Source organism: Pseudomonas sp. 50_B, from assembly GCF_017491625.1.
In the GTDB taxonomy this organism is placed as follows: Bacteria; Pseudomonadota; Gammaproteobacteria; order Pseudomonadales; family Pseudomonadaceae; genus Aquipseudomonas; species Aquipseudomonas danubii.
In genome coordinates, this window is sequence record NZ_JAFGYX010000024.1 from 34560 (window position 1) to 53490 (window position 18931).

13 protein-coding genes and 1 pseudogene are annotated in these 18931 nt (G+C 62.0%); 11 read left to right on the forward strand and 3 right to left on the reverse strand.

Annotation, left to right across the window (positions count from 1 at the left end):
• Window positions 1-82: 82 nt before the first annotated feature.
• On the reverse strand, window positions 83-1354 hold the full coding sequence (locus J5M73_RS25865) for a sugar ABC transporter substrate-binding protein (protein WP_243433943.1): 1272 nt from the start codon (window positions 1352-1354) through the stop codon (window positions 83-85).
• Between the two features lie 388 nt (window positions 1355-1742).
• Between J5M73_RS25865 and J5M73_RS25870 the strand changes: the two genes are divergently transcribed.
• The 6 genes from J5M73_RS25870 (at window position 1743) to J5M73_RS25895 (ending at window position 8656) form a co-directional block, all read left to right on the forward strand.
• The gene (locus J5M73_RS25870; protein ID WP_207816442.1) at window positions 1743-2765 is read left to right on the forward strand and encodes an AraC family transcriptional regulator; all 1023 of its coding nucleotides are present in this window, start codon (window positions 1743-1745) and stop codon (window positions 2763-2765) included.
• Window positions 2766-3078: 313 nt separating this feature from the next.
• A complete protein-coding gene (locus J5M73_RS25875) occupies window positions 3079-4743 on the forward strand; it encodes an AMP-binding protein (RefSeq protein ID WP_102879294.1) in 1665 nt (554 codons plus the stop codon).
• 14 nt (window positions 4744-4757) lie between these two features.
• Window positions 4758-5519 (forward strand): SDR family NAD(P)-dependent oxidoreductase, encoded by a 762-nt coding sequence (locus J5M73_RS25880; protein ID WP_110595733.1) that lies wholly within the window; start codon window positions 4758-4760, stop codon window positions 5517-5519.
• Between the two features lie 12 nt (window positions 5520-5531).
• Window positions 5532-6722 carry an acetyl-CoA C-acyltransferase gene (locus tag J5M73_RS25885; protein ID WP_102863558.1) on the forward strand — a complete coding sequence of 397 codons (1191 nt, stop codon included), beginning with the start codon at window positions 5532-5534 and terminating at the stop codon, window positions 6720-6722.
• 12 nt (window positions 6723-6734) lie between these two features.
• The gene (locus J5M73_RS25890) at window positions 6735-7862 is read left to right on the forward strand and encodes an acyl-CoA dehydrogenase (protein ID WP_102863559.1); all 1128 of its coding nucleotides are present in this window, start codon (window positions 6735-6737) and stop codon (window positions 7860-7862) included.
• A gap of 20 nt (window positions 7863-7882) precedes the next feature.
• Window positions 7883-8656, forward strand: a complete 774-nt coding sequence (locus tag J5M73_RS25895) for an enoyl-CoA hydratase (RefSeq protein ID WP_102863560.1) — start codon at window positions 7883-7885, stop codon at window positions 8654-8656.
• 120 nt (window positions 8657-8776) lie between these two features.
• Here J5M73_RS25895 and J5M73_RS25900 read toward each other — a convergent pair whose 3' ends face one another.
• On the reverse strand, window positions 8777-9541 hold the full coding sequence (locus J5M73_RS25900) for an SDR family oxidoreductase (protein ID WP_016964234.1): 765 nt from the start codon (window positions 9539-9541) through the stop codon (window positions 8777-8779).
• A gap of 271 nt (window positions 9542-9812) precedes the next feature.
• Between J5M73_RS25900 and J5M73_RS25905 the strand changes: the two genes are divergently transcribed.
• The 5 genes and pseudogenes from J5M73_RS25905 to J5M73_RS32115 form a co-directional block, all read left to right on the forward strand.
• Complete coding sequence (locus J5M73_RS25905) at window positions 9813-11990, forward strand: DUF3274 domain-containing protein (RefSeq protein WP_207816444.1); 2178 nt, start codon at window positions 9813-9815, stop codon at window positions 11988-11990.
• Entirely contained in the window at window positions 11990-13576 is a 1587-nt protein-coding gene (locus J5M73_RS25910) for a DUF2875 family protein (protein WP_279381766.1), read from the forward strand. Before J5M73_RS25905 ends, J5M73_RS25910 begins: the two co-directional genes overlap by 1 nt.
• A gap of 50 nt (window positions 13577-13626) precedes the next feature.
• The gene (locus J5M73_RS25915) at window positions 13627-15792 is read left to right on the forward strand and encodes a DUF3274 domain-containing protein (RefSeq protein WP_207816452.1); all 2166 of its coding nucleotides are present in this window, start codon (window positions 13627-13629) and stop codon (window positions 15790-15792) included.
• On the forward strand, window positions 15792-17378 hold the full coding sequence (locus tag J5M73_RS25920) for a DUF2875 family protein (RefSeq protein ID WP_207816454.1): 1587 nt from the start codon (window positions 15792-15794) through the stop codon (window positions 17376-17378). Before J5M73_RS25915 ends, J5M73_RS25920 begins: the two co-directional genes overlap by 1 nt.
• A gap of 55 nt (window positions 17379-17433) precedes the next feature.
• Window positions 17434-17598: pseudogene (locus tag J5M73_RS32115) on the forward strand (DUF2875 domain-containing protein); the annotation flags it as partial.
• Between the two features lie 178 nt (window positions 17599-17776).
• On the opposite strand, the gene J5M73_RS25925 reads toward J5M73_RS32115, so the two are convergent.
• Window positions 17777-18928 carry an acyl-CoA dehydrogenase family protein gene (locus J5M73_RS25925; protein ID WP_110595727.1) on the reverse strand — a complete coding sequence of 384 codons (1152 nt, stop codon included), beginning with the start codon at window positions 18926-18928 and terminating at the stop codon, window positions 17777-17779.
• Between the last annotated feature and the right edge of the window lie 3 nt (window positions 18929-18931).

The window sequence follows — 18931 nt, forward strand, 5'->3', positions numbered from 1 at the left end:
TGCCAGCGAAGGCGTCCTTGAACACTGCGCAAGACTCAAGGGCCTCTTCGCCGGCCAGCCGGCTCCTACCAGGCGTGCCGGGTTATTTCGGGTAGCCGGCGCGCTTCATTTCCCGCTCGGTGCTCTGCTGCGCGGCTGCCAGGGCCTGGTCCACGGTGGTCTGGCCGATCAGCGCCGCGGAAAACAGCTTGCCGACCTGGGTGCCGATGGCCTGGAACTCGGGAATGGTCACCAGCTGGATGCCGATGTAGGGCACCGGCTTGAGGGTTGGTTTGCTCGGGTCCACCGCCTTCAGCGATTCCAGGGTGATCCGGGCGAACGGCGCGGCGCTCATGTAGGCCTGGCTGTAGGTGGAGGCGCGGGTGCCCGGCGGCACATTGGCGATGCCGTCCTTCTCGGCCACCAGGGCTGCGTATTCCTTGGAGGTGGCCCAGGTGGTGAAGGTCTTCGCGGCGTCCTTGGCCTTGGAGCTGGCGGGGATCGCCAGGGACCAGGAGTACAGCCAGACGCTGCCCTTGTCGGTGACCTGGTGTGGCGCATAGGTGAAGCCCACCTGCTGGGCGACCTTGCTCTGGCTCTGGTCGGTGACAAAGGAGCCGGCGACGCTGGCGTCGACCCAGATCGCGCACTTGCCGCTGTTGAACAGCGCCAGGTTTTCATTGAAACCGTTGCTGGAGGCCCCGGGCGGGCCGGACTTCTTCATGTTGTCGACATAGAAGCTCAGGGCGTTCTTCCATTCTGGCCCGCTGAACTCGGGCTGCCATTGTTCATCGAACCAGCGTGCGCCGTAGCTGTTGGCCAGGGTGGTGATCAGGGCCATGTTCTCGCCCCAGCCGGCCTTGCCCCGCAAGCACAGGCCGTATTGCTCCTGCTCGGGCTTGTTGAGCCTGGCGGCGAATGCGCCGATCTGCTCCCAGGTCGGCCGCTCCGGCATGCTCAGGCCGGCCGCCTGGAACAGGTCGGTGCGGTAGTAGGTCATGGAGCTTTCGGCATAGAACGGCAGGGCGTAGAGGGTGCCCTTGACCGACAGCCCTTCACGGACCGAAGGGAAGACATCGTCCAGGTCATAGGCGGCGGGCAGGTCCTGCATCGGTTGCAGCCAGCCCTTGGCGCCCCAGAGTGCGGCTTCGTACATGCCGATGGTGAGCACGTCGAACTGGCCGCCCTGGGTGGCGATGTCGGTGGTCAGGCGCTGGCGCAGGACGTTTTCTTCCAGCACCACCCAGTTCAGCTGGATGTCCGGGTGCTGGCTCTCGAAGGTTTTCGACAGCCGTTGCATGCGGATCATGTCGCTGTTATTGACGGTGGCGATGGTCAGGGTCTGGGCGCCGAAGGTGACGCTGCTGAGGGTCATGCAGGTGCTGAGGAGCAGGGCTTGGGTGCAAGGTTTCATCGGTCACTCCTCTTCTGCGCCAGTGCTGACGACAGAAGGACGGTTATTGTTGTTATGTCTTCCGCCAGAGAGGAAGAATGTGGGCTGATTACAGCCCTCAAACGCGGCGCTGACAAATCATCCATGACACTGGAGTTGATACTTTTTTGCACTGCTTTGCTGGCGCTGCCAGGGCTCGGGTCTCGATTTGCAGGGCTTGCCCCGGGTTCAAGCCGCTACGGAGCCCGCGAATCCGTATCGGTTTCAAGGGGGGCGGGAGGCGACTCTTAGCCCAAAGCCCACTGGCATTTTTCCGATCACTGCCTAAGATGGCCGTCCTAAACCCCGATCCAGGAAACCCTTGGCCACGATGTCCGAAAAAGACACCATCTCCATGCAACTGGTGCGTGAGGCGCTGCTGCAAAGCTGCGCTCCGGGCGCGGCCACCGATGAAGTGCTGCACAAGGTCGGCATCGATCCGGCGGGCTTGCAGCAGGGCCGGGCACGGGTCCCGGCCAGTGCCTATGCGCGGCTCTGGCGCCTGCTGGCTCGGCGTCTGGATGACGAGTTCTTCGGTATGGACCCGCGCAAGCTGAAGTCCGGCAGCCTGGCCTTTCTCTGTCGCTCGGCCATGGCCCAGCCGACCCTGGCCATGGGGCTGGATTCGGTGCTGGGCTTTCTGTCGCTGATGCTCGAGCGCCTGCCGGCGCAACTGGTGCACCAGCAGAGCCTGGCGGAAATCGTCCTGCTGGAGGATGAACACGAGCCGCGGCGGGCCTTTACCTACTTCACTTACTGGATGATCGTCCACGGCGTGGCCTGCTGGCTGGCGGGTCGGCGGATTCCGATCCTGGCCATCGAACTGCGTTGCCCGCAGCCGGATTTCTGCGACGACTACCGGGTGATGTTCTCCGACAACCTGCGCTTTGACCGGCCGCGCACGCGGATGATCATCGCCGCCGACTGCCTGGACCTGCCCATCAAGCGCAGCGAGGCGGAACTCAAGCGCTTTCTGGCCCATGCCCCGGCCAATATCCTGGTGAAATACCGCGATCCCGAAAGCCTGGCCAGTCGCATCAAGCAGCAACTGCGGCAATTGCCGGGGGAGCAGTGGCCGGAGAGTGAAAGCCTGGCCCAGAGCCTGTGCATGTCCGCCTCTACCCTGCGCCGACGCCTGGCGGAAGAGGGCCAGAGCTACCAGGCCCTCAAGGACAGCGTGCGCAAGGAACTGGCGATTGTCTGGCTGGCGGAGCCGCAACTGAGTTTCGCCGAGATAGCCGGGCGCCTGGGGTTTGCCGACACCAGCTCGTTCTACAAGGCGTTTCGCAAATGGTCCGGCTCCAACCCCGGGCACTATCGCAGCCTGATCCTCAACGACCCGGACCTCTCGTAGGAACCGGCTTGCCGACAAAGGGGCCGCTAGCCCTGCGCCGCCCTGGCCGACGCCTTCGCTGGCAAGCCAGCTCCTACAGCAGTCAGATACACCGTGCAGTTCCCTGTAGGAGCCGGCTTGCCGGCGAAGAGGCCCGCAAGCCATGCGCCGCTCCGACAGATCCGGCCATCCCGCCGGGGCAGCGCGGGCGCTTGGCCAAACCGGTCACGCAACTTGATAGCTTTGACCATTGTTCCGCAAGGGCTCTGGCGCCAGTATTTCCCCGGTTTTCATGAGGTTCCCATCCTAATAAGAACAGCGAGGGATTCTGGCAATGCGCAACTACCTGTCCGCTATCAAAGAGTTCAACTATCAGCACACCGTCGACGCCGCCCTTGCAGGCTCGCTGTCGGCGCTCAATGCCTGTGTCGAATGCTGTGACCGGCATGCATTGCCCGGTCGTATCGCGCTGTTCTGGGAAGGCCGGGACGGCAGCAGCGCCACCTACACCTTCACTGAACTGCAGGACAAGGCCGCTCGCCTGGCTAATTTCCTCCTGGCCCAGGGGGTCGGCAAGGGCGACAAGGTCGCCGGACTGTTGCCGCGCAATGTCGAACTCTTGATCACGGTGCTTGCCACCTGGCGTATCGGCGCGGTGTACCAGCCGCTGTTCACTGCCTTTGGCCCCAAGGCCATCGAGCATCGCTTGAACAGTTCCCAGGCCAAGGTGGTGGTCACCGACGGGGTCAACCGACCCAAGCTCCTGGAGGTCGCCGATTGCCCCACTGTCGTCACAGTGGGAGGCGCCAAGGGCCAGGGCATCGTGCGCGGCGATTTCAGTTTCTGGGCCGAGCTGGAACAGTACCCGGCCCAGTGCGAACCGGTGCTGCTCAGTGGTGAAGACCCCTTCCTGCTGATGTTCACTTCCGGCACCACCGGCCCGTCCAAGGCCCTGGAAGTGCCGCTCAAGGCCATTGTCGCGTTCCAGGCCTACACCCGCGACGCCGTGGACCTGCGCCCGGAAGACGCCTTCTGGAACGTCGCCGACCCGGGCTGGGCCTATGGCATCTATTTCGGCGTCACCGGGCCCCTGGGCCTGGGCCACCCGATCACTTTCTACGATGGCCCCTTCACCCTGGAAAGCACCTGCCGGGTGATCAACAAGTACGGCATCACCAACCTCACCGGTTCGCCCACGGCCTACCGCCTGCTGATCGCCGGTGGCGACCAGTTCGCCCGGTCGATCAAGGGCCGCCTGCGCATCGTCAGCAGCGCCGGTGAGCCGCTGAACCCGGAAGTGATCCGTTGGTTCGCCGAGCAGCTGGACGTGGTGATCCACGACCACTACGGCCAGACCGAGCTGGGCATGGTGCTGTGCAACCACCACGGCCTGGACCACCCGGTGCATGTCGGCGCCGCCGGCTTTGCCTCGCCGGGCCACCGCATCGTGGTGCTGGACGAAGAGTACCGGGAGCTGGGTGTCGGTCAGCCGGGGATCCTGGCCATCGACCGCAGGCAGTCGCCGATGTGCTGGTTCGCCGGTTACGCCGGGGTGCCGACCAAGGCCTTTGTCGGCGATTACTACCTCAGCGGTGACACCGTCGAGCTGAACCAGGACGGCAGCATCAGCTTTGTCGGCCGCAGCGATGATGTGATCACCACCTCCGGCTATCGGGTGGGCCCTTTCGATGTGGAAAGCGCCCTGATCGAACACCCGGCGGTGGTGGAAGCGGCGGTGGTAGGCAAGCCCGATCCCGAACGCACCGAGCTGGTGAAAGCCTTTGTGGTGCTCAGCGAGCAGTACCGCGCCACCCCGGAGTTGGCCGAGGAGTTGCGCCAGCACGTGCGCAAGCGCCTGGCGGCCCATTCCTACCCCCGCGAAATCGAATTTGTCAGCGACTTGCCGAAAACCCCCAGCGGCAAATTGCAGCGCTTTATCTTGCGCAACCAGGAAATCGCCAAGGCTCAAGAGGCCGCGGCGTCAACAGCTACCGCATGAACAGGATTTGAATGATGGACATTGCAAACCAGGTGTTTCTCGTCAGTGGCGGTGCGTCCGGCCTCGGTGCCGCCAGCGCTGAAATGCTCGTCGCCGCCGGTGCAAAAGTGATGCTGGTGGACCTCAACGCCGAGGCCGTGGCGGCCAAGGCCCAGCAACTGGGCTGCCAGAGCGTGGTGGCGGACATCAGCCAGGAAGCGGCGGCCGAAGCGGCGGTGCAGGCCACGGTCAAGGCCTTTGGCAAGCTCAACGGGCTGGTCAACTGCGCCGGTATCGTGCGGGGCGAGAAAATCCTCGGCAAGAATGGCCCCCACGCTCTGGCCAGCTTCAGCCAGGTGATCAACGTCAACCTGATCGGCAGTTTCAACCTGTTGCGCCTGGCCGCGGCGGCCATCGCCGAAAGCACTGCCGACGCCGAGGGCGAGCGCGGGGTGATCATCAACACCGCCTCCATCGCCGCCTTCGACGGGCAGATCGGCCAGGCCGCCTATGCCGCCTCCAAGGGTGCCATTGCCAGCCTGACCCTGCCGGTGGCCCGTGAGCTGGCACGCTTCGGCATCCGGGTGATGACCATCGCCCCGGGGATCTTCGAAACCCCGATGATGGCCGGCATGAGCGACGAAGTACGGGCCGGGCTGGCCGCTGGCGTACCATTTCCACCGCGCCTGGGCAAACCCGCCGAGTACGCCGCGCTGGTGCGGCATATCATTGAAAACAGCATGCTCAACGGTGAGGTGATCCGTCTCGACGGTGCCTTGCGCATGGCCGCCAAGTAAGGAGGAATTCTCATGTCCATTGCCCACGATCCGATTGTCATTGTCAGCGCCGTCCGCACCCCCATGGGCGGTTTCCAGGGTGAACTCAAAGGCCTCAGCGCCCCGCAACTGGGGAGCGAGGCCATCCGCGCCGCGGTGCAGCGCGCCGGCATTGCGGCTGACGCAGTAGAAGAAGTGCTGTTCGGCTGCGTGCTGTCTGCCGGCCTCGGCCAGGCCCCGGCGCGCCAGGCCGCCCTGGGCGCGGGCCTGGACAAGGGCACCCGTTGCACCACCCTGAACAAGATGTGCGGTTCCGGCATGGAGGCCACCATCCTGGCCCACGACATGCTGCTGGCCGGCAGCGCCGAAGTGGTGATCGCCGGTGGCATGGAAAGCATGTCCAACGCCCCATACCTGCTGGACCGTGCCCGCAGCGGCTACCGCATGGGCCACGGCAAGGTCCTGGACCACATGTTCCTCGATGGCCTGGAAGACGCCTACGACAAGGGCCGCCTGATGGGCACCTTCGCCGAAGACTGCGCCGAGGCCAACGGTTTCACCCGTCAGGCCCAGGATGAGTTTGCCGTGGCTTCCCTGACCCGCGCCCAGCAGGCGATCAAGGACGGTCTGTTCAAGGACGAGATCGTTCCTCTGCAGGTGATGATCGGTAAAGAGTCGAAGCTGATCAGCGATGACGAGCAGCCGCCCAAGGCCAAGCTGGACAAGATCGCCACCCTGAAGCCGGCGTTCCGCGACGGTGGCACGGTGACCGCGGCCAACTCCAGTTCGATCTCCGACGGTGCCGCGGCCCTGGTGCTGATGCGTCGTTCCGTAGCCGAGCAACGCGGCCTCAAGCCCTTGGCGGTGATCCATGGCCACTCGGCCTTTGCCGACACCCCGGGGTTGTTCCCGGTGGCGCCGGTGGGTGCCATCGAGCGATTGATGAAAAAGACCGGCTGGTCCTTGCAGGACGTGGACCTGTTCGAGATCAACGAAGCCTTCGCTGTGGTCAGCCTGGTGACCATGAGCAAGCTGGAAATCCCCCACGCCAAGGTCAACGTCCACGGCGGCGCCTGCGCCCTGGGCCACCCCATCGGCGCTTCCGGCGCGCGGATTCTGGTGACCCTGCTGTCGGCCCTGCGCCAGAAAGGCCTCAAGCGTGGCGTGGCCGCGATCTGCATCGGCGGTGGTGAAGCCACGGCCATGGCCGTTGAATGCCTGTAACGAGGAATCCCGATGTTGCCCAATGACGAACAACTGCAGATCAGCGACGCCGCCCGGCAATTTGCCCAGGAACGCCTCAAGCCTTTCGCCGCCGAGTGGGATCGCGAGCACCGCTTTCCCAAGGAAGCCATCGCCGAAATGGCCGAGCTGGGCTTCTTCGGCATGCTGGTGCCTGAACAGTGGGGTGGCTGCGACACCGGCTACCTGGCCTATGCCATGGCCCTGGAAGAAATCGCCGCCGGTGACGGTGCCTGCTCCACCATCATGAGCGTGCACAACTCGGTGGGCTGCGTGCCGATCCTCAAGTTCGGCAATGACGAGCAGAAAGAGCGTTTCCTCAAGCCCCTGGCCAGCGGCGCCATGCTCGGCGCCTTTGCCCTGACCGAGCCCCAGGCCGGCTCCGATGCCAGCAGCCTGAAGACTCGGGCTCGTCGCGATGGCGATCACTATGTGCTCAACGGCTGCAAGCAGTTCATCACCTCGGGGCAGAACGCCGGGGTGGTGATCGTGTTCGCGGTCACCGACCCGGCGGCCGGCAAGCGCGGCATCAGCGCCTTTATCGTGCCCACCGATGCGCCGGGCTATAAGGTCGCGCGCATCGAGGACAAGCTCGGTCAGCACGCCAGCGACACCTGCCAGATCCTTTTCGAGGATGTGAAGGTGCCGCTGGCCAACCGCCTGGGGGAGGAGGGCGAGGGCTACAAGATCGCCCTGGCCAACCTTGAAGGCGGGCGCGTGGGGATTGCCTCGCAGTCGGTGGGCATGGCCCGGGCGGCGTTCGAAGCGGCGCGTGACTACGCCCGTGAGCGCGAGACCTTCGGCAAACCGATCATCGAGCACCAGGCCGTGGCGTTCCGCCTGGCGGACATGGCCACCCAGATCGCCGTGGCGCGCCAAATGGTGCACTACGCTGCCGCCCTGCGCGACAGCGGCAAGCCGGCCCTGGTGGAAGCCTCGATGGCCAAGCTGTTCGCCTCGGAAATGGCCGAGAAGGTCTGTTCGGCGGCGTTGCAAACCCTGGGCGGTTATGGCTACTTGAGCGACTTCCCGCTGGAACGCATCTACCGCGACGTGCGTATCTGCCAGATCTACGAAGGCACCAGCGACATCCAGCGCATGGTCATTTCGCGCAATCTCTGACTTTTAGCAGGAGCTGATTCATGAGCTACGAAACCATTTTGTTGGACATCAAGGACCGTGTCGGTCTGATCACCCTCAACCGTCCCCAGGCGCTGAACGCCCTCAACGCGCAGATCGTCGGCGAGGTGAACCAGGCCCTGGACCGCCTGGAAGCCGACCCGCAGATCGGCTGCATCGTCATCACCGGCTCGAAGAAAGCCTTCGCCGCCGGTGCCGACATCAAGGAAATGGCCGAACTCACCTACCCGCAGATCTACCTCGACGACCTGTTCAGCGACAGCGACCGCGTGGCCAACCGGCGCAAGCCGATCATCGCCGCGGTCAACGGCTTCGCCCTGGGTGGCGGCTGCGAACTGGCCTTGATGTGCGACTTCATCCTGGCCGGTGACAACGCCAAGTTCGGCCAGCCGGAAATCAACCTCGGCGTGCTGCCGGGCATGGGCGGCACCCAGCGCCTGACCCGCGCCGTGGGCAAGGCCAAGGCCATGGAAATGTGCCTGACCGGACGCTTTATCGACGCCGTGGAAGCCGAGCGTTGCGGTATCGTCGCGCGCATCGTCCCAGCGGACGACCTGGTGGAAGAAGCCCTGAAAGTCGCCGCCCTGATTGCCGCAAAATCGATCCCGGTGAGCATGATGATCAAGGAAAGTGTGAATCGCGCCTTCGAAGTCAGCCTGTCCGAAGGTGTGCGCTTTGAACGCCGGGTGTTCCACGCGGCGTTCGCCACCCAGGACCAGAAAGAGGGCATGGCCGCCTTCATCGCCAAGCGTGATCCGCAGTTCAAGGATCAGTAACCGCACCGCCCCTGGCAGGACGCGGCGTCCATCCAGCGTCCCTGCAGCCTCAACCGCAGCGCCTAGGGTCTGTTCCCGTTTGGCCCAGCAACGTGGCTCGTCACCAAACGGGAACAGACCCTAGCTGCGGTTGATGGAGACTCCCCCCTCAACCAGCATCGCCGTCCCGCTGACGAAACTGGCGGCGTCCGACGCGAGGAACAGCGCCGCGCGGGCAATTTCCTCGGGACGGGCGAGGCGCTTGAGGGCATGCAGGTTTTCGACAAAAGCGCGTTTCTCAGGCGTGTCGGTGGCTGCTCGGCCCATGGGCGTGTCGGTGCCTCCGGGCAGTAGCGCGTTGGCGCGAATGCCATGGGGGCCTTCTTCAGCCGCGATGACCTGGGTCAAGCCGATCAGCGCGGCCTTGCTCGCGGCATACGCCGCCATGCCGGGAAAACCGACGTGGTGCCCGACAAAGCTGGAAGTGAAAATGATCGACCCTGCGCCCCGGCTGCGCAGAGCCGGCAACTGGTACTTGGCCCCAAGAAAGGCACTGGTCAAGTTGCAGTCGAGCACGGCCTGCCACTGGTCCAGGGTCAGCTCGGAGACGGACCGGGTTTCACCGGTCATTCCGGCGTTGTTGAACGCGATATCCAAGCCACCGAAACGCTCCAGCGCCAGCGCCACAAGGCGCTCGGCCAGTGCCTCGCTGCGAATGTCACCGGCGACCCCAAGTGCCTCGCCACCGGCTTGCTGGATCTGGGCCACCAACGCATCCAGGGCGTCGCCCCGACGGCCGGTCACTATCAGGCGCGCGCCCTCCTGGGCGAACAGCCGGGCGGCAGCCTGACCGATTCCCGACGTGGCCCCCGTGACAATCGCGACTTTGTCTTGCAGTTGTTTCATGATTGACCTCCTTTGCCTGAGCGTTGGGCCAACCCTAGGCCGCGGCGAACGGCGCGGAACTCCGGATCTTGCGTTGAATATCTTTTTCAACGCACCGCGCTGATCGCCGGCAAATCGATGTTTTTTGCCTCGGCGGCACCTGTGACAATCAGGCGCCCCGAGTCCGAGTGCCTTTCAGAGAACTCCTAGATTTATCGTCCTGGTCCTTTGTTATGGTGCGGCGCCGGCTTTGTTTTGCGCCGCATCAGTGCCATCAAGGAGGACTAGCACAATGAATGACGCCGTTCGGATGAGGACCATTTGCACCGGCCAGGCAATCACCCTGCCAGGCGGTGGCGACGTCCACCTGATCGCGCCGCCCCCCAAGCCCTGCGTGACTATCGTGGTGCACGGCGTCAACGACCTGGCCGGTTGCTACGAGCGCATCGAGCGCGGCCTGTGCGAGGGGCTCAACGAGCGCCTGGACATGTCGCCGACCTTGCCCAATGGCGTGAGCAACCCGGGCTTTCTGCGTCCGGCCAGCTACAGCCTGCCCGAGGACGATGACGGCAAGGCCCGTAACCCCGACGCGGTGTACTACCGGCGCAAGTTCGCCGCGGCGGCCAACGGCGCCGACACCCGCAGCGTGGTCATTCCGTTCTACTGGGGCTTTCGCGAGGAAGAGCGGCACATCATCAAGGATGCGCCCCACGGCGAGTGGATGGATCGCAACAGAAACCGCCTGGACAAGGCGGGCACCAAGGAAGGCGGACAATTCGCCAATGCCACCACCAACCTTCCGGACATGTGGGGCGAGGGCTTCAACGGTTATCCATTCGGCATCGTCCCGCTCAACTTGATCGGTGGAACGCGAACTCACCCGTTGTTTGCCGCCGCGGGGCGTCGTTACATGGTGCTGGCGGCGATGCGTCTGGCGATGCTGATCAAGATCATCCGCAAGCGCTACCCGAACGACACGGTGAATCTGGTGGGCCACAGCCAGGGCACCTTGCTCGGGTTGTTGGCCCATGCCTTTCTCAAGGATCAGGGCGAGCGGCCGGCTGATGGCTTCATCATGCTCAACTCGCCTTACAGCCTGTTCCAGCCCAATACTGAAAAGACCCAGAAGTGGCTCGAACAACAAACCACACCGGCGCGTATTGCCACCCTCAAGGGCATTCTCCAGTTCATCGCCCAGAGACCGAATCCGGTTCCGGCACTGTCCAGCGTCGCGCTGAAAAACTGCCAGGGCTATGGCGCCATTGGTGGGCCGGGTTGGAGCGGCGGTCCTGCGTCGCACACCACAATCGATGGGCAGCGCGTCTCATTCAATGAACGTGACAACCGTGGCTGCACTTACCTTTACTTCACTCCTCAGGACCAGACCGTGGGCCTGGGCAACGTCCAGGGTATCGGTTGGCAGGGCGTCGGCGACACCGTGGATGGCCTGCCGGCGCGAACGCAGCTGCCGCTGAGTTTCCATCAGCGGATCTTTACCTTGCGCAAGCGCAACAACGAAAAGGAAGCCGTCGGCAAACAGGTTCCCCCCTACATCTACCCACTGCTGCTTGAGGGGGAGGCAACCTGGGAGGACACCGGTTTAGGGCTGCTGGATCGCAGCGCAAGGGCCAATCTCAAACCGGGGGCACGGGTGATGTTGACGGCTCCACAATTGCCCATACCGGCAGAAACCGATTTCGCCACTGATGGCGTCATGACTGCGCCTGGTGAGGATTCGGACAGTGGCGTGTACCAGATAATGGACACACTGGACCCCATCGATGCCGCTATTGGCCTGAGCAATGACAAATCGCTGCGTATCAAGTCGGCCTGGCGCCCGAAGGACACGCAATACGCCCGTCAGGAGACGATGGAGGAGGCCATTGCCTTCAAGCATGGCCGTGATGTCGCGAGCGTTAAAAAGGCCCGCGACGAGATCTACGAGGTGTCCCAGCACGCTCACGTGTTTGCGGTACGGGCGATGGGTGATGGCCAGGTCCTGGTGACGCGTGGAGAGACTCCCTATGAGGCTCGTTTGCGCCTGCAAAGGGAGGCGTATCAAGAGCCGCAGTCGTTTCACTCGGGGATTCCGAATAACCCGGAACACAGTCGACGAGTACTGGCCTATGACGTGGCGATTGGAGCAGGTGAGAGCGTGGATGATGTGACGTTCTATGCGTATTTGTGTCGGGTGGCGGATTGGCGGTTGGATTGGAAGAGTACTCGAGCTAACGGTAGGGAACAGCGTGACTTAGACATAGCTAGTGACTTACCCAGTGAGAGGGTAGAGCAGATGTACCTTCAAGAGGAGCGCATGAATCAGAATCTGATCAACTCCACTGTGGAATACCGGTTGACTGGAGTACTGCCGGATATCGTGCTTAAGACCGATATGCCCTCCTTGGTTGCCACGCAGACTTGGGGTGGGGAAAAGTTCGGTCATCCCATTCGTTTCGGAGGGAAGGTCTGATGCGCTCCATACTCCCGTATTTATCCATTGCCTGCTTGTTATTGAACGCTCCTCTGGTCCAAGCGTCCGACAAGTCGCTTATGACTACCCGTTGTTTTGCCAATTCGACCGAGCCCGCCAAAGCCTACATCCCTGCCAAGAAGGCCGCCTCAATGTCCAATGACAGTCGCTACCGTGCACCAACCGTCTCGCCTCGCCTGGAAACCCTGGATGTGCTCAGCATTGGTGTGAGTCTAGATGTCTTTCGCCAAGGAGATATTTGGAAAACCTTGCAAGAGCAAAATGCGAGAGAACCAGAGTCCCTGCACGTTGGCAGTATCCTGCCCATGGACCCGAAGAAGTATCCGGTGACCGCACATGACAAGGATATGGCTTCTGAAAAGCGCGAGACGGATGCCCTTGAATTAGGGCTACGAGATTTTCTGGAGAAATGGCCTATTCCTACCGTCACGGTGGTCCGTGGTTGGAATCCCCAAACCGCCAATCTGCGTTTCTCGCCAGAAAGAACCCGAGAAAGCCTGTCTGTCATGGTCAACAACATGCGAGTACCGGCAGGGTTGCATTGGCATCGTATTCGTAATCTGCAAAACGGCATCGTATGTAACGACACCCCTGAAGCTTTGGTAGAAAATCTGTTTCGGCTTTTCGAGCAAAATCCCGGCCTTCCTGCATTGCTTGTATATGCCAATGAAGGTTTCAACATGGCTTTGGCGTTGAGCAGCAAAGCTAATAAACCCATCGGGGTAGGAACCGGCCCACGACAACCAGGTGAACTCACTGATGCCATGGTCGCCCTGGTCATCGGCCGCCCCGAACGTGTCGAATGGCTGCGCTATTACGCCCCCTTCACCAAGGTCAACAAGAACAAGATCGATCCTGAATTCACCGGTTGGGGCTGGCGTAAACCTCCCGTCGAGTTCCAACCTTCTGAGTTCATCCCGCAACCCTGGACCGAGCGTGCTTTTGAACAGTGGGATGCCTTGCCAGTACTGGCCAGGATTCATCGCCCGGTCACGGTTTCCCTGCAGCACCCGGATAACGGCGAGCGCCTCAAGCGCGAAGCCTTGACCACGCAACTGGCCGCTGGCTGGAACAAAGCCACTGACGCCGTTACACCAGCGCCGGCCCGGGTGTTCTACGACGGCGGCCTGAACAGCACGCCACTGGCCGAGTTGCTGCCCGCGTTGACGGCTGCCCACAGCTCTCTGGACCTGCTCGACTCCCGCGAGGGCTACGACCTGACTCAGCGTTTGGGCGATACCGGCGCCGCCTCGCCGTTCGTGGGTATCGCGCTGGCGACCATGGCCAGTTATCTGAATGCCGATACCAGCGTGGTCATGCCTCTGCGCCGTAAGGACCAAGCAACCCTTATCACCATCACCTCGCCGACACCCGGGCAAAAGCCCGTTGGCAACAAATTTGGCATCAACCTGATGCCCCAAACCGCCAGCAGTGATGACGGTGCCTCGGTAAACCCTGCGCCGGCTGCTCCTGCCGCATCGCGGATGCCGGTTGTGGAAGAGGACTACACGCTGGAAGAGTTTCTGGCTGAGTTGAGGCCTAACAACTGGATGGATGATCTCTAGGAAGGTCGGGCTCGAAGGATCGCAGCGCAACATCAAGGAGGATCTGCACAATGAATGACGCCGTTCGGATGAGGACCATTTGCACCGCTGAAGCGATCACCCTGCCAGGCGGTGGCGACGTCCACCTGATCGCGCCGCCGCCCAAGCCCTGCGTGACCATCGTGGTGCACGGCGTCAACGACCTGGCCGGTTGCTACGAGCGCATCGAGCGCGGCCTGTGCGAGGGGCTCAACGAGCGCCTGGACATGTCGCCGACCTTGCCCAATGGCGTGAGCAACCCGGGCTTTCTGCGTCCGGCCAGCTACAGCCTGCCCGAGGACGATGAGGGCAAGGCCCGCAACCCCGACGCGGTGTACTACCGGCGCAAGTTCGCCGCGACGGCCAACGGCGCCGACACCCGCAGCGTGGTCATTCCGTTCTACTGGGGCTTTCGCGAGGAAGAGCAGCACATCATCAAGGATGCGCCCCACGGCGAGTGGATGGATCGCAACAGAAACCGCCTGGACAAGGCGGGCACGCTGGAGGGGGGACATTTCGTCAATGCCACCACCAACCTGCCGGACATGTGGGGCAAGGGCTTCAACGGCAAGCTGTTTGGCTTCATTTCCCTGGATCTGTTTGCCGGCGAGCTGACTCACCCGTTGTTCTCCGCGCCTGGACGTCGCTACATGGTGCTGGCGGCGATGCGCCTGGCGATGCTGATCAAGATCATCCGCAAGCGCTACCCCAACGACACGGTGAATGTGGTGGGCCACAGCCAAGGCACGCTCATCACGTTATTGGCCCATGCCTTTCTCAATGAGGACAAGGTGCGGCCGGCCGACGGCGTGGTGATGATCAACTCGCCCTACAGCCTGCGCGAACCCAACATGGAGAAGCTTCAGGGCTTCGGCGCGCAGCAGACGGCCGAGGCCCGCCTGGCGACCCTTGACGCCATCCTCAAGTTCATGACCGCAGCGCCCAATCCGTACCCGGCCTTGTCGAGTATCGCCCTCAAGAACTGCCAGGGTTATGGCGCTATTGGCGGGCCTGGCTGGAGCGGCGGCAGCGCCTGCGAAACCACGATTGACGCCAAGCGCATTGCCTTCAACGAGCGCGATAACCGAGGCAGTGTCTACCTGTATTTCACCCCACAGGACCAGACCGTTGGCCTGGCCAACGTCCAGGGGATCGGCTGGCAGGGCGTTGATGAGCAGCTGTATGGCAAGCCACTGCGCCGGACCTTGCCGCTGAGTTTTCACCAGCGAATCTTTACCCTGCGCAAGCGCGGTGGCGAAAAGGAACTGATCGGTCTGCGCACGCCGCCCCATGCCTACCCATTGCTGCTTCGGGGAGAGGACACCTGGGAAGATGCCGGTCTGCCATACAAGCAGCGGATGTCCGTGGCCCGCGCCTCCCTTGAGCAAGGGAAGTCGGTGATGCTGACCGCACCGTTATTGCCAGTGCCCGTTGAAACCAACTTTGACGCCGATGGCACGGTGGTCATGCCGGGAGCGGACTCCAACAGCGGTGTCTATCAGATCAAGGACAAACTGGCGCCCATCGACGCCGCCATTGCGATCAGCAATAAAGCCTGGACCCCCGAAAGCACCCAGTACAGCCGGCTGGAGGCGATCGATGAGGCCGTCGCCTTCAAGCACGGACGCGACATTGCCAGCGTTCAAAAGGCCCTCAACGAAGGCAAGGAGATATCTGAAACCACCCACGTGTTTGCCGCCCGAGCGACCGATGACGGCAAGGTGCTGGTGACGCGTTCGGAAACACCCTACGAGGCACGCATGCGCCTGCAAAGTGGCGGCAAGGACAAGGAGCACGAAGAGGCGCTGTCTTTCCACTCGGCCATTCCAAACAACCCTGAACACAGCCGTCGAGTGCTGGCGTATGACGTGGCGATAGGGGCGGGGGAGAGTGTGGATGATGTGACGTTTTATGCGTATTTGTGTCGGGTGGCGGATTGGCGGTTGGATTGGCAGAGAACACGAGCTAGTGCTAACTCTCAGTTTGAGACAGAACAGGACCTTCCAGATGAAGCGGTATCGGAATTCTTTCTTCAAGAAGACGCTAGTAGCCGGGAATTGATTAACTCCACAGTAACGTACCGGAAGAGTGGTGCATTGCCGACGGCTGTCGGAGATGACATGCCTTCCTTGGTAGCAGCACAGTCTCTAAAGGAGCAAAGAGCGGGACACGCCGTTCGTTTTGGGGGAAGCGCCTGATGCGTCGAGAGCTTAAATTTTGGTTTTTCACTGCTGTGTTGTTGACCTGCCACTTGGTTCAGGCAGCCGAAACTTCACTGACATCGACTCGTTGTTTTGCCAGTGCGGCCACGTCTGTGACTACCTATACCTCGTCCAGGAAGGACTCAATCATGACCGTTGAACCTCGTTACCGTGCCCCCACTACGTCGCCTCGTTTGGAAACCCTGGATGTACTCAGCATTGGCATAAGTCTGGATGTGTTCAGGCAGGGGCAGATTTGGAACGAGTTGCAGGAAAAAAACTTAAAACAAGAGGAAGCACTACATGTAGGGAGCATCCTACCTATGGATCCGAAGAAGTATCCAATAACCGCCGATGATAAGGATATGGCATATGAAAAACGGGAAACGGATGCACTTGAGCTGGGATTAAGGGATTTTTTAGAGAAGTGGCCGATTCCCACTATTACTGTGGTTTCAGGTTGGAGTCCTAAAACTCCGAACCTTCGTTTTACACCTGAAAGAACCCGGGGCAGCTTATCTGTCATGGTTAATGACATGCGAACGCCTGCGGGACTTCATTGGCATCGCATTCGTAACCTGCAGGATGGCATCATCTGTAATGACACTCCTGAAACTTTGCTGGAAAACCTGTTCCAACTGTTCGAGCGTAACCCTGACCTTCCTGCTGTATTGGTCTACACCAATGAAGGCTTCAGCATGTCCTATGCGCTTTCTGCCAAAAAAGCCCCATTGATTGGTGGACCAGGGCCACGTAAGCCAGGTGAACTCACCGATTCAATGGTCGCCCTAGTCGTCGGTCGCCCCGAACGTGTCGAATGGCTGCGCTATTACGCCCCCTTCACCAAGGTCAACAAGAACAAGATCGATCCCGAATTCAGCGGTTGGGGCTGGCGTAAACCGGCGGTGGAGTTCCAACCTTCGGAGTTCATCCCGCAGCCCTGGACCGAGCGCGCTTTTGAACAATGGGACGCCTTGCCAGTGCTGGCCAGGATTCATCGCCCGGTTACGGTTTTCCTGCAGCACCCGGATAACGGCGAGCGCCTCAAGCGCGAAGCCTTGACCACGCAACTGGCCGCTGGCTGGAACAAAGCCACTGATGCCGTTGCACCAGCACCGGCCCGGGTGTTCTATGACGGCGGCCTGAACAGCACACCTCTGGCCGAGTTGCTGCCCGCGTTGACGGCTGCCCGCAGCTCGTTGGATTTGCTCGACTCCCGTGAGGGCTACGACCTGACCCAGCGTTTGGGCGATACCGGCGCCGCCTCGCCGTTCGTGGGTATCGCGCTGGCGACCATGGCCAGTTATCTGAATGCCGATACCAGCGTGGTCATGCCTCTGCGCCGTAAGGACCAAGCAACCCTTATCACCATCACCTCGCCGACACCGGGGCAAAAGCCCATTGGCAACAAATTTGGCATCAACCTGATGCCTCAAACCGCCAGCAGTGATGACGGAGCCTCGGTAAACCCTGCGCCGGCTGCTCCTGCCGCATCGCGGATGCCGGTTGTGGAAGAGGACTACACGCTGGAAGAGTTTCTGGCCGAGCTGAGGCCCAAGGACAATTGGATGGATGATCTCTAGCGCTGGCTGATCAAGCTGTGCTGAAGACCTGAGTCAAAGGGAGAGGGCTGTTTCGATGCAGCGCATAGTGTTGTTGATGGGCTGCCTGTTGTTACTCAGTCACTGGGTTCAAGCCGCTGAACAGCCCCTGAGCTCTGGACGTTGCTTTGCCAGTTCGGCCACGCCCGTGGTGGCTTATACCTCAGCCAGAAAGGCTTCCACCATGACCGTTGAACCTCGATTGTTGTAGAAAGCCGCTTGCGAAGGGGCAGGCTTGTGTAGGCGCTGGCTTGCCAGCGAAGGCGTCCAGCAGGGCGCCGCCAAACTCAAAGGCCTCTTCGCCGGCAAGCCGGCTCCGGGGGTGCAGCCATGAAAAATCGCAGCCTGGGCTGCGATTTTTTTGTGGGCGGCGTTAGCGCCTAGAGTTGATAGTGCTTGAGCTCGCGGGCAATCAGCAGGCGCTGGATCTCGCTGGAACCTTCGTAGATCTGGGTGATCCGCGCATCGCGGTAGTAGCGCTCCACCGGATAGTCCTCCAGATACCCGTAGCCGCCATGGATCTGCATCGCCGAGGAGCAGACCTTCTCGGCCATTTCCGAGGCGAACAGCTTGGCCTGGGAGGCTTCGGACAGGCACGGCTGGCCGGCGCTGCGCAGGCGCGCGGCGTGCAGGATCAGCAGGCGTGCGGCATTCAGGCGGGTGTGCATGTCGGCCAGCAGGTTGGCGATGCTCTGGTGCTCGATGATCGGTTTGTCGAACTGCACCCGTTCCCGGGCGTAGGCCAGGGCCGCTTCAAACGCGGCGCGGGCGATGCCCAGGGCCTGGGCGGCGATGCCGATGCGACCGCCTTCGAGGTTGGACAGGGCAATGGCCAGGCCCTTGCCCCGTTCGCCCAGCAGGTTGGCTTCGGGGATGGTGCACTGGTTGAGGGTGACTGCGCAGGTGTCGGAGGCGCGAATACCCATCTTGTGTTCGGTGCGGTCGACGATGAACCCCGGGGTGTCGGTGGGCACCAGGAACGCCGAGAGACCTTTCTTGCCCAGTTCCGGGTCGGTCACTGCAAAGACGATGGCCAGTTGGGCGCGCTTGCCGTTGCTGACGAACTGCTTGGCGCCGTTGATCACCCACTGGCCATCGCGAAGTTCGGCGCGAGTGCGCAGGTTGTGGGCTTCGGAACCGGCCTGGGGCTCGGTCAGGCAGAAGCAGCCGATGGCTTCTCCGCTGGCCAATCGCGGCAGCCACGCGTGCTTCTGTTCCTCGCTGCCGTAGTTGAGGATCGGCCCGCAGCCCACCGAGTTGTGGATGCTCATCAGCGCGCCGGTAGCACCGTCGCCGGCGGAGATTTCCTCCACCGCCAGGGCATAGGCCACGTAGTCCAGGTAGCTGCCGCCCCATTCTTCGGGAACCACCATGCCCAACAGGCCCAGTTCGCCCATCTTGCGCACCAGGGCGTCGTCGATCCAGCCGGCCTTTTCCCAGGCCTGGGCATGGGGCGCGATCTCGCCCCGGGCAAAATCCCGGGCCATGTCGCGGATCATCACTTGTTCTTCGGTCAATTCGATGTCGTGCATGAG